Annotated in this window: 14 protein-coding genes; 9 read left to right on the plus strand and 5 right to left on the minus strand. The window is 31.9% G+C overall.

Features of this window, described 5'->3' with window-relative positions:
• Window positions 1-13 precede the first annotated feature (13 nt).
• On the minus strand, window positions 14-913 hold the full coding sequence (locus tag DZ60_RS0102740; protein WP_025740288.1) for a lysophospholipid acyltransferase family protein: 900 nt from the start codon (window positions 911-913) through the stop codon (window positions 14-16).
• A 208-nt stretch (window positions 914-1121) separates the two neighbouring features.
• Here DZ60_RS0102740 and DZ60_RS0102745 point away from each other — a divergent pair, with 208 nt between their 5' ends.
• On the plus strand, window positions 1122-1772 hold the full coding sequence (locus DZ60_RS0102745) for a rhomboid family intramembrane serine protease (protein ID WP_025740289.1): 651 nt from the start codon (window positions 1122-1124) through the stop codon (window positions 1770-1772).
• Window positions 1773-1851: 79 nt separating this feature from the next.
• On the opposite strand, the gene DZ60_RS0102750 is transcribed toward DZ60_RS0102745, so the two are convergent.
• On the minus strand, window positions 1852-2649 hold the full coding sequence (locus DZ60_RS0102750) for an MBL fold metallo-hydrolase (protein ID WP_025740290.1): 798 nt from the start codon (window positions 2647-2649) through the stop codon (window positions 1852-1854).
• A gap of 169 nt (window positions 2650-2818) precedes the next feature.
• Window positions 2819-3574 carry a sulfite exporter TauE/SafE family protein gene (locus DZ60_RS0102755; RefSeq protein WP_025740292.1) on the minus strand — a complete coding sequence of 252 codons (756 nt, stop codon included), beginning with the start codon at window positions 3572-3574 and terminating at the stop codon, window positions 2819-2821.
• Window positions 3575-4035: 461 nt separating this feature from the next.
• Between DZ60_RS0102755 and DZ60_RS0102760 the strand changes: the two genes are divergently transcribed.
• Window positions 4036-4821, plus strand: a complete 786-nt coding sequence (locus DZ60_RS0102760) for a polysaccharide lyase family 7 protein (protein ID WP_025740293.1) — start codon at window positions 4036-4038, stop codon at window positions 4819-4821.
• Window positions 4822-4944: 123 nt separating this feature from the next.
• Window positions 4945-6858 (plus strand): SulP family inorganic anion transporter, encoded by a 1914-nt coding sequence (locus tag DZ60_RS0102765; protein WP_241448703.1) that lies wholly within the window; start codon window positions 4945-4947, stop codon window positions 6856-6858.
• Here DZ60_RS0102765 and DZ60_RS0102770 read toward each other — a convergent pair.
• Window positions 6855-7820, minus strand: coding sequence for a peptidase associated/transthyretin-like domain-containing protein (locus tag DZ60_RS0102770; RefSeq protein WP_025740297.1), 966 nt, complete (start codon window positions 7818-7820; stop codon window positions 6855-6857). The genes DZ60_RS0102765 and DZ60_RS0102770 overlap by 4 nt on opposite strands.
• 578 nt (window positions 7821-8398) lie before the next feature.
• Here DZ60_RS0102770 and DZ60_RS0102775 point away from each other — a divergent pair.
• Complete coding sequence (locus tag DZ60_RS0102775; RefSeq protein WP_025740299.1) at window positions 8399-9235, plus strand: DMT family transporter; 837 nt, start codon at window positions 8399-8401, stop codon at window positions 9233-9235.
• A gap of 45 nt (window positions 9236-9280) precedes the next feature.
• Here the strand turns inward: DZ60_RS0102775 and DZ60_RS0102780 are convergent, their stop codons facing one another.
• Entirely contained in the window at window positions 9281-9532 is a 252-nt protein-coding gene (locus DZ60_RS0102780) for a hypothetical protein (protein ID WP_025740301.1), read from the minus strand.
• Between the two features lie 286 nt (window positions 9533-9818).
• Here DZ60_RS0102780 and DZ60_RS0102785 point away from each other — a divergent pair, with 286 nt between their 5' ends.
• The 5 genes from DZ60_RS0102785 (at window position 9819) to DZ60_RS0102805 (ending at window position 15920) form a co-directional block, all read left to right on the plus strand.
• Window positions 9819-10733: a DUF6268 family outer membrane beta-barrel protein gene (locus tag DZ60_RS0102785; protein WP_025740303.1), complete on the plus strand. Its 915-nt coding sequence runs from the start codon at window positions 9819-9821 to the stop codon at window positions 10731-10733.
• 133 nt (window positions 10734-10866) lie between these two features.
• Window positions 10867-11436 carry a hypothetical protein gene (locus tag DZ60_RS0102790; RefSeq protein ID WP_025740305.1) on the plus strand — a complete coding sequence of 190 codons (570 nt, stop codon included), beginning with the start codon at window positions 10867-10869 and terminating at the stop codon, window positions 11434-11436.
• Between the two features lie 194 nt (window positions 11437-11630).
• The gene (locus DZ60_RS0102795; RefSeq protein WP_025740306.1) at window positions 11631-12938 is read left to right on the plus strand and encodes a cation:proton antiporter domain-containing protein; all 1308 of its coding nucleotides are present in this window, start codon (window positions 11631-11633) and stop codon (window positions 12936-12938) included.
• A gap of 267 nt (window positions 12939-13205) precedes the next feature.
• On the plus strand, window positions 13206-14624 hold the full coding sequence (locus tag DZ60_RS0102800) for a glycogen synthase (RefSeq protein ID WP_025740307.1): 1419 nt from the start codon (window positions 13206-13208) through the stop codon (window positions 14622-14624).
• On the plus strand, window positions 14625-15920 hold the full coding sequence (locus DZ60_RS0102805; protein WP_025740309.1) for a glucose-1-phosphate adenylyltransferase: 1296 nt from the start codon (window positions 14625-14627) through the stop codon (window positions 15918-15920). It abuts the gene before it with no gap.
• Window positions 15921-15965 lie beyond the last annotated feature (45 nt).

A 15965-nucleotide genomic window follows, 5' to 3' on the forward strand; every position in this document is an offset into this window, starting at 1 on the left:
TGTGAAGATATTCTTAATCTACAGTTGCTCCTTCAGGAATTGTTGCATTGCGATGTTTCCATCTTTTATGAGACCATAAGTAGTATTGTGGATTTTTTCGAATCTGGTTTTCGATTTGTTTGAGGTATTCTTTTACAATCCAATTGGGATCTTTATTTTGGGCCTCTTCTGTTATTGTTTCTAGAGTAGCTTCATAATATCCTCTTTTCACTTTTTCTACACGCAAATAATAGGTGCTTAACCCTAGTCTACTAGATAGTACTGCTGCACCAATAAAAGCAGGAACTTTAATTCCCATAAAATCTGTCCAATACATAGCCTTGTTTATTTTGGGTGATTGATCAGCAGCAATACCATAAAGAAAGAGTCCGTCTCGGGTTTGGTCTTTCGTTATTTCTTCCATTGTTTCTTTTGTTGTAATCACACGTGATCCAAAACGAGCACGTATTCTAAGCACCAATCTATCAAAATATTTATTACCAATTGGTTTATAGATACCCACAGCTTGAAAACCTGTTTGGATATCGATTACATTAGCCCATTCATAACTGGCATAATGAGCCATTAGAATCATTATATTTCCTCCTTTGTCTTCTAGTTTATGAAATTTATCAAGATTAGTAACGCGAAAACGCTTTTTCATTTCATCATTAGAAATTGAAATCGATTTAATCATTTCTAAAAACATATCGCACATATGCTTGTAAAAATACTTTCTGATCTTTTTTATTTCGCCAGAAGATTTTTCGGGAAACACCAAGGTTAGGTTTTCTAACACTGTTTTTTTTCTATAACCAATACAATAATAAAGAAGGAGATATATTCCGGTAGAAAAAGCATAGAATAAAGGCCACGGTAACTTAGAGATCGTCCATAATAATGGATAAACGAGTCGATAAACAATCAATTGCATAGAAAAACACACATTAATTTGCGAAAATACAGGTTATTTTATCAAAAAGCATTCTATTACCTAATAAAAAAGATATGCAGCTAATTATCATCTACAATAGGTGTTACCATATCGTTTTTGAGTACTGATTTTTTACACATTTGTTTCTAGTTGATCTATGAGGTGATTTTTATGATATATGGTATATTTGAGTCAAAATTTTAATTAGATGGGGAAACTGGATATTATTATCATCGTTCTGATTGGTGCCAATATTGTAATATCATTAAAAGGGTTTAAGGATTTTTCTTTTGTAGAGAAATACAAGTTTAATATAGGAGGTATTCGCAGAGGTGAACAGATACGTATGCTCAGTTCTGGCTTTTTACATGCAGATATGGGGCATTTATTCTTTAATATGCTGACATTATACTTTTTTGCACCCGTAGTTCTTGGTTTTTTTGGGCCGATAAAATTTTTGGTTGTTTATTTTGGAAGTTTATTAGTGGGAAGTTTATTTTCCTTATATTTTCATAAAGATGAATACCATTACAGTGCACTAGGGGCGAGTGGGGCTGTTTCGGGGATTATATATGCGGCTATCCTTTTTAGACCTGAGATGAGTTTATATTTAATGTTTATCCCCATTCCTATTCCTGCATATGTATTTGGTATTGGATATTTGTTATATTCTATTTTTGGCATGAAGAACCGTATGGGAAACATTGGACATGATGCACATTTTGGTGGTGCAGTGGGAGGGTACGTGATAACATTAATTTTGGCTCCATGGTTATTTCAGCAAAATCTATTAATGATTATATTGTTAGCTATTCCTATTATTATTCTTTTTGTAATGCAAAAATTAGGAAAGCTTTAATATCAAGTTGGCCGTTTTCAAATGGATAAAAAAATGCTCTAAAGGCAACCATTGTTTTTTTATTTAGATAGCCAATAAATTATTTCTTGTTGGGGTACCATTCTAGTTGCACCACCTCTATAGTAGGGTCTTTGGCTACAAGTTTCTTAAATTTAGAAACATCACTGAGTCCTTCGGTACCACGATAGTGATAAGGAAATACTTGTTTGGGTTTAAAATCTAGTACGGCATCGGCAGCACGTTCTACCGTCATTGTGTAAGGCAAATTCATACATACAAAAGCCATATCTATGTTCTTTAAGGCTCTCATTTCAGAAATATCCTCGGTATCTCCAGAAAAATAGACTCTTTTCTGACCTAAATTAAGCACATAGCCATTTCCTCTGCCTTTACTGTGGTATTTTAATGCTTCTTCTCTAAGATTATACATTGGTATAGCTTCGATAGGTATTCCTTGAACCTCTTTGGTTTCACCATTATTAAGTATAACCAGTTTGTCTGTATAGCTTGCGGGGAGTTTTTCTGCCACAGCTTGAGGAACAATAATTTCTGCTTTTGCTAAGTCTAGGCTGTCTAAGGTATCAATATTCATATGATCTCCATGAATATCTGTGATAAGTACTATGTTGGCTGGTTTTTTGCCTTTGAAAGCTTTCATCCCACCGTTCGGATCTATATATATTATTTTCCCTTTCCATTCTAAAATAGTAGTAGCATGCTCTATAGGATCAATACTAATGTCTGTTTCAACTATATTTTTTTCTATTTCAGTTTCTATTGTTGCATTATCATTATTTCCGGTTTCCTCTTTTTTTTGAGATTTACAATTGATAAAAACAAAACATAGCAGAAGCGTATATAAGAAATAGTTTTTCATGAGAAAATAGTTTTTGTGATTAACAAGATCATAAGGTACGCATAATGGAGGAGAAATTTTATAACGAAATTCTAAAGACTAGATATATTACACACATGATAAGGTAAAAATAATAGTATAGTTACTGAAATTAACGGTTACGCTGGGCATTTTGAGATTTTATTTGGTCTTAGTTCGCAATCCATAACTTAATCGCCATTGCAATAACCATAATAACAAGGAAAACCTTTACCAATCCATCTCCTTTTTTTACCGACCATCTACTTGCGATCCAGCCACCGGTTGCATTTCCTAAAGCGAGAACAAGACCATATACATAGTCAATTTGTTGGTTATAAGCAAAAATGGCCAGTGCACCGATAGTGTATATTAGCACGACTAATACTTTTATAGCATTTGACTTAACAAGGCTCAAATAATTAATAGATGTAAGCGCTAGAAGAATAAATATACCTACACCGGCTTGAATAAATCCACCATAAATACCAATGAAGAAAAAAGTAACTATTGATATCCAAAGGTGCTTCTTTTTTGTTCTTTCTACGAGATCGGCTATATTAACTTTGGGTTTGAAAACCATAAAAAACACAACCAGTACCATTACGATAGCAAGAATTTTATTAAAAGTCTCACCTTTTATATCAACGGCAATAGAAGCACCTATCAAGGAACCGACTAAGGCAGATATTCCTAGATAAACTCCAAATCGACTGGGTTTGATTCCTTTACTTTTAAAACCAGCAACAGAGGTTATGCACTGAATAAAGATACCGATTCGATTTGTTCCATTGGCAACGGCAGGAGGTAATCCTAAAAAAATAAGCATAGGCAATGTTAATAGAGAACCACCACCAGCAATGGTATTGATTACACCAGCAATAAAACCAATAATAGCCAAAACAGGTATAAATATGCTTTCGTTCATTTTTTTGGAATAAAATATAATAAGAAAGAATAAAAGTAATAAATCTATAGGTTAGTATATCACATATTGATCTAATTAATGGATTAAAGTGATTTTTTGCTAAAGTTATGTGGCTATTTTTTTGAAATCATCATTTTTTCGGAGATAAAAATTCAATAATGTTATTAATTTTCACTTTTATGACTGTTTTTGTCTTAATTAAATGTGTTTTATATCGATAAAATGAGCGTTTGGTCGAAAAGTTTATTTTTTTAAAAAAAATTAATTAACTATGGTTTTACCATAATTAAAGTATGTGTAAAACTTAGTAAATACAAGGGGTTAGAGAATGTTTTGTTTGAGTGTTTTTTTGGGATAATTGTTGTAATAATCTAATAAACAAGGGGTTTAGGTTTAGTTATTCGTATTTTTTTAACAAAATTTTTGTTAATTTAGCATTGTAACTAAAAAACCCCAAAATCATGAAAACTACTACTACTATATTAAAATCATTATTTTTTTCCTGTATTATTGTTGCGTTTGTTGGATGTTCTAAAGATGAAATTTCTGATATTGATTCTACAGAGGATTTAACCAGTAAAACTACTTCTGGAGGTAGTTGTTCGTCAGCTGTTAATTTCAGTGACCTTGTAGTTGAAACTTCTTGGGATTCGGGAGATAAAGATGATAGAGATACATACGGTGCCTGCGGTGTAGATGGAGAGCCTTGGATGGATAGGTATTCTGACAACAGAGTTATGATGAAATGCTTAGTAGGTGATGGACACCGTACAGAGTTAAAAGAAGAAACAGGTGATGAAGCGAACTTAACAAAGTATAAGAAAATGGTATTTACGGCAAAATATACTAGTCTCCCTAGTCATGGTGTAACTATTGCACAGATTCATAACAGAGCAAATAACATTAAAAGACCTTGGTTAAGACTTTATATTGATAGCGATAGAAAATTTAAAATTAAGGAAACTGAAACAAATCCAACAGGAAGCAGCTCTGATTATGAAACATATACCGGTATGAAATATGCCTCTAATGGGGAGGTAACTATTACAATTTGGACGGGTCTTAGTGGCCAAGAAAAGGCAAAAATTAGAGTTGATTATGATGGAGATAGATTCGAAGAGACTATATACCCAACTAGTGCGTGGAACAATTATGATGATGACTTTTACTTAAAAGCTGGAGTATATACTGAAGGTGATGATAAGACAGCAACCGTAAAGTATAGTGCTTTTAGTATTAAGCATTAATAATCTTAGTAATAATTCTTAAAAATATTATAGCCTATTAATAGAAAATACTTGGTAGTTGTTTAAGGTGTATTGTTTAAGCCGTTATGTTATTGTTTATCAGTTTTTACATCTTAGATAGAATTGTTAAGCTCATTGTATGTACTCAATGAGCTTTTCTTTTATCGAAAGTATTTTAACGTTTTAAAAGCTATATTTTTTGTAAATACATTAATTAAGAATTCTTTCTGGTGTAAGCTCATAAAGTGTTGTAAATTTACAGAGCAAATCAAAATTAAAGTTAACGTTAAAACAATCTACAAAATAATTCCGTTTCTTAAGGTTTTTAAAAATAAGGAGTATAACGCTTCTGTTTTTAGATCTGATAGTATAGCAGGTATTACTGTGGGTGTAGTGCTTATACCACAGGCCATTGCATATGCTCTTTTAATGGGGGTTCCTCCAATTTATGGGTTATATGCCTGCTTGGCTCCATTGCTTCTATATTCTTTTTTTGGCACATCTAGACAATTAAGTATAGGCCCTGTAGCTGTAACTGCTATTTTAGTAATGAGTGGTGTAAGTCAACTTGCTACTCCGTTTACAGAAGAATTTACACAATTGGTTTTGTTTATGGGGTTTTTGATAGGTCTTGTTCAGATCTTAATGAGTGTGCTAAGAATGGGGTTTCTAGTAAATCTTATTTCTCAGCCTGTTATTTCTGGTTTTATCTCAGCGGCTGCGATTATTATTATCGTTTCTCAATTAAAAGGAGCATTAGGCATTGATATTCCGATTTTTGAGCATTCATATCAAACAGTGTGGTATGCGATTACTAATTTTTCTGAAGTAAATTGGATTACTTTGGGCATTTGTGTTGGGTCTATTATCGTAATAAATATTTTAAAAAGGTGGAAGCGATCTTTTCCTGGAGCATTGACCGTATTAGTAATTACCACATTAGTATCTTATTTTTTTAATCTTACCTCTAAAGGAGTTTCGGTTATTAGGGATGTTCCTAGCGGACTGCCTAAATTTAGTATTCCAGAAATGAGTTATGATACAATGGTCATTCTTATCCCCTCTGTAGTAACTGTTACATTTATTGGGTTTGTAGGAAGTATTGGTATTGCTAAATCAATGGAAATGAAAAACAGGGATCATACCATTCGACCAAATCAAGAATTATTTGCGCTAGGAATAGCCAAAGTTATAGGTTCCTTTTTTCTTGCTGTTCCTTCATCGGGAAGTTATAGTCGAACTGCAATTAATGATGAGGCGGGCGGTAAGACTACGGTGTCATCATTGGTAGCCGTAGTAATGGTTGTACTATCACTTTTATTTCTAACAAAATTTTTCTACCATATACCTAAATCAACACTTGCGGCGATTATATTGGTTTCGGTGTTTGGTTTAATTAATTATAGTGAAGCCAAATATCTTTTTAGTGTGAGAAGAAGAGATTTTGTGGTAATGATTATTACTTTTTTTGGCACACTGGTATTTGGGGTCGAGAATGGTATTTTTATTGGGGTATTACTTTCTTTTGTTTTTCTTCAGTATTATAGTGCACGTCCGCATATTGCTGAGCTGGTCAATATACCCGAAACAGAATACTACAGAAATATAAATAGATTCCCTGATGCGGTACAGTCAGAATTATATCTTATTATTAGATTTGACAACCAATTGTATTTTGGTAATTCAGGCTATTTTAAAGATGCAATTTTGGGATTTGTGTCGAAACGAGATAAGGTTCCAAAATTTTTGATTCTCGATAATACTAATATGCATGATATAGATAGTACAGGTTTACATGTATTAGAAGATATTCAGCAATATCTCGAAGGTTTAAATGTTCAACTTCTGATGGTAGGAACTATTGGTCCTGTTAGAGACTTTATGAAAAGATCAGGTTTTACAGATAAATTAGGTGTTGACCATTATTTCTTAACAATTACAGATGCTGTTGATTATGCAGATAACAAAAAGGTGGTAAAAGAAAGTCATAGTGCTGCAGTACAGTTTAATAAAAAGAGAAGATCATTTCTAGATTAATCATCTTCGTAAATGAAGAGCTTTAATCCCATTCCGTAATTCGTATTGTTATTTTTTATAAGATTATTACTTTTGCTATACTCGTTATCAAATCGTTGCCAATTTCTGTTTTTGTAAAATATTCTTCGAGTAAAAGTTCTATAGTTGCTAATTTTATCAGTAAAAGGAAGCAGTGGTCTAAAAGTAGTAGATACTTTTACGATACCTTTTCTTGTCTCAATTTGACTATATTTTTTCGTTTGTTGTAACTTCCCATCAGGATCTGTATATCCTAATACTTGGATAGATATAAAAATTCCTTCTTGAGGGATAAATACTTTATACTCTGAAATATCTAATTCAAAATTAGATTTATCTTTTTCTGTTACTTCAAAAATAATATCATCATATGATAAACGTTTTCCTGGGACGCCATTACTATTACTATAAAATTGCATTTTAAATAATGTAGAAAAGGATTGTATTTTCTTAGCGTTTTGATTAGAAGATTCTACTTTTATGGGTAAATAGACAGATGCAATTTTAGTAGATTTTTGGCTTGTTTTCGAAAAAAAAACCGCTATTTCTGACTCTACGGTAGGTAACCAACTTTTGAAATAGTCATTATGTACTTCTGAAGCTATTTTTTTGGTTTTATACTTTCTTTTCTTTTCTGCTGTAATGATTACTTCTTTAAGTTCTGCTACATTCTGAACCAATATTATTTTTTTGGGTAAAGAGGATGTAGCTAAAGCGAGTTCCTTATGTCCAACAGATGATACATATAATGAGTCAATATCGGGGTACCATTTTTTTGAAAACCTAAAAGTACCTTCTGCATCAGCAAAAGTTCCGTTTCCATTTCCAAATGAAATTGTAGCATATGAGATAGGGGTGTTCTCTATAGAATCATATACGGTATAAGTTTGAGAATAGATAATATGTGTAAAAAAAAGGAGTAATTTGGGAAACAGCCTTTTCATAGTTTTGGTTGTAGATTAAGTAACTAAAGTAATAAAATATATTAATATCATACCATTATCATGCCAAATGAGAGGATTGAAGAGGCTTTACTTTCTGTTTTAAAATATTTTCTATTTAGTTAATTGTCTTATTAATAGTTGTTTATTTGTTTTTTTTGAAAATCACCTCTTTCTTTTGGTGTCATATATTAATTAAGCTTTTCTATTTTATTAGATAGTTAGTATTAACAAGTACCTCCAATTTTTATTGTTTATGAAATGCTTAAATAACTAAAGAATATTAACAATAAAAAGGGGTATTCCTTTCGTGCAAACACCTTAAAGTGTATTGTTTTGACTACTTTTGCGACCTTAAAAGTATTTTGCACAAGAAATCAATTATTGAGTCTTATCAAATACGTGTTTTTTTGTGTTAAATAAGCATTGCCCTTAGGTTAAAAAGCAAAATGGTACTCGTATATGGCCATATTGTTAAAGTGAAATTGGCTATCAAGTTTTCAAATGTTCTCAATAGTACAGGACCTTGATAAGAGGAAGTAATTTTGAAATACTAAATAGTCACAAATTATATCAAGAGAATGAAAAAGGCTATATATTATATGCTGCTTAGCGCAGTATGCTTTACTGTAATGAATTTATTCATTAAATACCTGTCACATTTTGGAGGGGGAGAGTTAGTTTTTTTTAGAGCCATAGGATCTTTATTTTTTACTATGACTTACTTGATTTGGCATAAAATTCCAATCCTAGGAAATCAAAAAAAACTATTAGTATTTAGAGGGTTAGCGGGGCTTACCTCGATGGGTTTATTTTTTATGTCAGTTACTTATTTACCTATAGGATCGGCAGTTTCTCTACGCTATTTATCACCTATTTTTGCTACTATTCTGGCCGTTTTTTTTCTTAAAGAACGTGTAAAACCATTACAATGGATTTTCTTCTTAATGGCTTTCATAGGCGTATTGATGATAAAAGGATTTGATCCTAATATTAATTCTTTTGGTTTTTTATTAATTATGGGCTCTGCACTTACTAGTGGAGTAGTGTATGTGCTTATAAATAAAATTGGTCACGGAGATCATCCAGTTGTTATCGTAAATTATTTTATGTGGATTTCTTTGATAATAGGAGGTGTAATTTCGATTTTTCAATGGACAACACCCGTTGGAGTAGAGTGGTTATTATTACTAAGTCTTGGGATATTTGGGTATTTTGGACAGCTCTTTATGACTAAAGCTTTTCAGTCACAAGCCACAAACAAAATTGTGTCTCTTAAGTATGTAGAAGTAATTTTTACTATGATAGCAGGGGTATTCTGGTTTTCTGATGCATATCCATTTTTTAGTATTATTGGGACGCTGCTTGTAATAACAGGATTGATTCTTAATATATGGTATAAGAGTAAGTCTGCCTAGGTAAGGCAAATAAATGAGTTTTTATTTAAGTTGTTGTTCGTAAAATTAAGAGAAGTCTTCTCTCATATAGAACATAAGTTTGGCCTTATCGGTAAAGCTCTTAATCATTAAGATATCACCATTAATATTGTTATAGACAACCTCTACAAATAGTAAGTCGACAAAGAAAATACAATATTGAAAGTCACGGTTTCTATCAACTACCGTAAAAAGATGAATTCCTCGATTCCAAATATTTTTATATTTTACATCTAGTTCCTGTTCATTGAATTTTTTTGCAAGCGTTGAGTTGTTCATTATGTATATCTTTTAAATTGGGTTTTATAAACTTACGGAAAAACCGTAAAATATGCAAGTGAATTATGCTGTTATGTAATAAATGTCATAAAATACATGTAGAAACCTCTATTGTTTTAATTGTTTAAACAATAGAGTATAAGATCTATTTTGACGGATTATAATAAAACAATCAGAGATAAAATGTACGTGATTTAGAAATATTCAAACATGAATTCTAAAAGAATACAATAAAAAATAATTGTAACTTGGTAGCATATAAATACATCAACCTATTACATTATCTATGAATAAGTCTATTGTTATAATTTTTATTGTATTGTTATTTCAGTCATTAAATGCTCAAGAATATGTAGATCTTATTAAGGTTAATTATGGGACCCTTTTTAATGCAGGTTTCGAAGGTTCTGAGGAGAAGACTACTATTTCTTTATTTGATGCAGGCATAACATACCCGATTCCTATTTCTGATAAAACAACAGTCATCACTGGTGTTGATTATAGTCAACAAACTTTAGAATTGGCTCCAAATTCAGACAATTTCTCGCTCAATACAATTATTCTCAAAGCTGGTCTCAACATAAAACATAATGACCGTTGGTCTGGGACTTATTTATTATTACCTAAGATTGCCAGTTCTGATTTACATACAGATGGTGATCATTTCTTTTTTGGAGGTGTGGCATTACTAAAGTATCAAAAAAGCGAACGCATACAGTATCGTTTGGGAGCATATGCCAGTACTGAAGGTTTTGGGATACTGATGACACCTATACTAGGACTTTATTATTTGAGCGAAGATAATAACTGGGAAATTACGGCTAATTTACCTATTAACGCTGATGTAAATCGTCGTTTTAGTACTGCTCTCTCAGTAGGATTAGGATTTCAGGCCCCAGTACGATCATATAGTTTACCAAGAGAAGAAGGGGTATTGGGTTCCTATGTTCAAGCATCAAATATAGAATTGGGACCATATATTCAATATGGAATATTAGACAATAGTATATTGTTGCGATTACAAGGAGGTTATTCTACTGCGCCTTATGAAGTGTTTGCAGAAGATGACACGCTCCCAATTCGACTTTCGGCTTTTGAGTTTGGGGATGACCGTAATTTGATCAACCCAGAAATGAATGGTAATTTATTTTTAAGAATAGGAGCAATCTATCGTTTTCATATAACAGACAAGAACAATTAAAAGTTAGAAGTTTTAAGGCCTGATTTTGAAACCGCTCTTAAGAAATACAATTTATTGTTTTTGATTAAGTTAAAAACTTATTTTTTTTTCTGGTAAAATTTAATTCCTTTGCCATCGGAAAAAAAAGAAACTATTGGATATTCAGGAAAAAGAACAAATTAAAGTTTATACGCGTTATAATTTTTTTAATAAAACGTATTGTGTTTTCAGAGGAGCAAGTTTAAGAGAAATATCAAGAAGAAAACCGAACTACAGGAGTGAATCTGGAAGTACTTATTATTACACAAAATTAGGAGTGTATAGATTGTCAAATCACTGGGGAAGAGCGGCAAAATGCCAATGGCGTTTGGTTTCTGATTTTGCTGCAGAAATAGATGATTTACGATTAGGATATGCTGATTGGACTGATTTTAGAGAAAACCTAGATCCCGATGTGGATGCATATTACATTTCTGTCGATTTTGAGACCAAAAAAGTAAGTTATATGCACAAAGATAACCCTGGGTACAATCAAATAGCAGTAATACGATCTGCGGATGCCACACGTAGGCTAATCAAACAAATAAAAAATTTACTAGATACTCATAAATGGGCAAAGTATTATGACTACGAAGATCTAGAAGAATTTCGCGAAGAAGTAGTAACGCGATTGATCAATAGCGATATATCATTAAATGACTTAAGAAAAGAGTTGGCTGAGTGATACCAGTAAATTTTTATTAATAAGCAGTATACTCATTTGTAGTTGTTCATTTTGAGTCGGTTAGTGTGTGTAGTGTTGATTTAGGTTATAATAAAGTCTAAGGTTGGTATGATGAATACTTTTATCTTTAAAATAATTTAGTATCTTTTCGATACTGTTATTAACCAATATAATTTCAATCTTAGACCTATTAAATGGAAATTTTTTCATCCTACAATGTTATCATCGGTATTTCGCTTACGATCATTTTATCTTTTATTTTTAATGGTATTGCAAAAAGAACCAATATACCAGCTGTTTTACTTTTAATAGTATTGGGTATTGTTCTTCAATACATTCTTAAAGCTTTTGCTGGTGACTCTATTGATTTTTTTCCGATGCTAGAAGTGCTTGGGATCGTAGGTTTGATAATGATAGTACTAGAGGCTGCACTAGAGTTAAAACTTAAAAGTGATAAACTCTTACCTATTATGAAAGCATTAGCAATTGCATTAATAGGGTTGGTAGCGTCTACATTTATCGCCGCAGTTATTCTGAAAGCTCTTGTTTCGGGAATGACTATGCAGACAGCCTGGCTATATGCAACACCTTTATCAATTTTATCTAGCGCAATTATAATTCCTAGTGTTTCTTCACTTTCGGATATTAAAAAGGAATTTCATATATACGAAAGTACCTTTTCTGATATCTTAGGAATTATGCTTTTCTATTTTCTTACAGGCAGATTAAATCCGGCAGAAGATGCAGGGGTAGGAGGTTTTTTTATTAATTTGATAATAACTGTAATAATATCATTAATAGCTAGTTATGCAATTATTTTGATTTTTCAGAAAATTAAAAGTCAAGTAAAACTGTTTTTACTTATTGCGGTACTTTTATTATTATATGCATTAGGGAAAAAAATGCATTTGTCTTCTCTTATTATTATATTAATTTTTGGATTAGTGATTGCTAATATGAAATTGTTTTTTCAAGGCAAGCTAAAAGGATACCTTGATTTTGACAAAGCAAAATCAATTTATCATGAGTTACATGTTATTACGGCAGAAACTGCATTTGTTGTTCGAACTTTGTTTTTTGTAATTTTCGGAATTACTATTGTCTTATCCTCTTTGTTAAGTCTAAAAGTTACATTAATAAGCCTTTTGATATTAATTTCTATATATGGTATTAGATATGGATTACTTAGGGTTTTTATGGGAAAAGATATCTCGCCACAAGTTTTTATAGCTCCTCGAGGGTTAATTACTGTATTATTGTTCTATGCAATTCCTGAAGAAGCAATAGTAGAAGGTTTTGAACCTGGAATACTTTTATTTGTGATTATAGGAACAAGTTTAATTATGACAGGAGGTATGATTCGTGATAAAAAACTAAATCCTATTAAAAAGATTGAAGAATCTCCCGAAGACTCTATGCACGAAGCAGAATACTTTATTAATAATACTACTGATTTAAGTGAGATAGATGACTCATTATCAAATGATGATTCCTTACAGTAAGATATATTAATAGATATAGCGTTTAAATTATATCCCAAAATTAATGATTTCACTGTGTTTGTACTTTTTTTGATTAGTTTAATCATAAAATATGGGCATTAAAATTATAAATTATTAGATTTAAATCTCAAAAATTAATAAGGTTGTAAGTATTGATTTTTTTTTGATCTTTTTGTAATAAAACAGCCTCTTTTTATTCTGTTTTTTATAGTTTTAAGTAAATTTTTGAAAACAATAATAACACTAAAAATAAGAGGTGGCTTTTAAATGAATATTCTTCACATAAGTTTCGAATGCTATCCCATTGCAAAGGTTGGTGGGCTTGCTGATGTTGTTAGTGCGTTACCCAAATATCAAAATACGCACACTACAGACACTAGCGTTATTATTCCGTTCTACAAAAATGAATTTACCAAAGGTGCAATATACGAGTCAGTACATAAAAGTACCGTGTTCATGAGGGATACTGATTATTCTTATTCTGTTGAGAAGGTTAACAGTCCTGATTTGGGATTTACAACATATTTGGTGTATGTCGAAGGTCTTTTGGATCGGCCTAATGTCTATAATTATGAAGATGATGCAGAAAGGTCTATTATTTTTCAATTGGTAGTATTAGATTGGTTGAATACGAAGGCTGGTATTCCAGATATTATTCATTGTCACGATCACCATACGGGTTTGATCCCTTTTTTAATGGCGCATGGCGATCCATATACACAACTTAGAGATATTCCGACAGTGTTGACAATTCATAATGCACAATACCAAGGAAAGCTTTCATATGATAAATTAGGTTGTTTACCATCTTTTGATAAAAATAAAATTGGGTTATTGGATTGGGACCAGCTTATAAATCCTCTTGCATCTGCAATTAAATGTGCATCTAGAGTTACCGCGGTTTCTAAAAGTTATATGTTAGAGCTTCAAGAACGGGCTAATGGACTAGAAGGTTTATTAAGACAAGAGAAAGATAAGTGTGTAGGGATACTTAATGGTATTGATTTGGATACCTGGAATACCGAAACTGACCCTATGGTAATACAAAATTATAAAATATCTAATGTCGTTTCTGGAAGAAAAGAAAATAAGAAGTGGTTATGCGATAATTTTGGTTTTGATATTAATAAGCCCCTCTTTGGGTTTATAGGAAGATTGGTAGGAGAGAAAGGAGCAGATTTATTACCCGAAATAGTTCAGGAAGCATATGATGTCAATCATATCGATGCCAGTCTTTTAATTTTAGGTTCTGGAAATAAGGATACCGAAGAACGATTAACTTTATTGAAAGAAAAATATTCTGGACTATATAATACCTTCATAGGATACGATGAAAAATTGTCTCATATCGTTTATGCGGGTGCAGATTTTTTATTAATGCCATCTCGTGTAGAACCATGTGGTCTTAATCAAATGTACGCCTTAAGATACGGTTCTATACCTATAGTAAGAAGAACAGGAGGGCTAAGAGATACTGTAATTGATATTGGTGATAATGGTTTTGGAATTTGTCATGATCAAGCTTCTGTATGGGATGTATGTTACTCTATGAAGAGGGCAGTATCGTTATACGAAGATCAAGGAAAATATAGGGAAATACAGAAACAAATAATGGAAATAGATCATTCATGGGAACGATCAGCAAAGGAATACAAACGTATATATGAACTTCTAATACCAAACTAAATGATCAACAAAAAAGTTCTTGCCATTATTTTGGGCGGTGGTCAAGGAACAAGGTTATCCCCACTTACGGATCGGCGATCCAAACCAGCAGTATCAATTGCAGGAAAATATCGATTAGTTGATATTCCTATCTCTAATTGTATTCACTGTGATATTAAACGTATGTTTGTTCTTACGCAATTTAATTCTGCATCCTTAAACAGGCATATAAAAAACACCTATAGATTTAGTTCCTTTAGTAATGCTTTTGTTGATATATTGGCAGCAGAACAAACTCCCGATAATAAAACATGGTATCAAGGTACTGCAGATGCTGTGAGACAATCAATGCATCATCTATTAAATCATGAATTCGAATATGCATTAATTCTCTCGGGGGATCAATTGTATCAAATGGATTTTAATGAAATGCTAGATGAGCATATCCAAAAAGGAGCAGATATATCTGTAGCAACCATTCCTGTTAAACCAAAAGAAGCAACACAGTTTGGTATTCTTAAAACAGATGAAAAAAGCTTTATCTCTTCTTTTACAGAAAAACCAAGCCTCGATCGATTACCAGGATGGGAATCTGAAGTGAGCGAAGAAATGAAAAAAGAAAATAGAGAGTATCTTGCCTCTATGGGGATTTATATATTTAATAAGCAGTTACTAATTGATATACTCTCAAATCCAGATACCATTGATTTTGGAAAAGAGATAATACCGCAATCAATTGAGCAGCATAATGTTCTTGCTTATCAATATGAAGGGTATTGGGAGGATATAGGAAATGTTGCAGCTTTTTTTGATGCAAATATTAGCTTAACAGATGATATTCCAAAATTTGACCTGTTTAATACCAGTAGTACGGTCCTAACGAGACCAAGGATTCTACCTCCTTCAAAAATATCAGGTACAGCTCTTGATAAATCTATGATAGCAGAAGGATGTATTATTAATGCTAAAGAGATATTTCGCTCCGTTATTGGTATACGTTCAAGAATTGGAACAGATACTGTAATAAAAAACACCTATATGATTGGTAGTAATTCATATCAGGATATAGATGAATTAGCAAATGATCAATCCAAGGGTATTCCATCTTTTGGTGTTGGAGATCGATGTTTTATAAATAATACGATCATTGACAAGGATGCCAGAATCGGAAATGATGTATATATTAATGGTGGTTCGGATCTTCAGGATTGTGACCATGATTCCTATGTTGTTAAAGAAGGAATTGTAGTAATCAAAAGAAATGCAATTATACCTGATGGTTTTAGATTAGATGCAGTTGCGTTAAATGTTGATTAAAATATTTAGTAAGAAGATAACATACTAGAGTTTTAAACTATATAG

The organism is Aquimarina pacifica (assembly GCF_000520955.1).
Lineage (GTDB): Bacteria > Bacteroidota > Bacteroidia > Flavobacteriales > Flavobacteriaceae > Aquimarina > Aquimarina pacifica.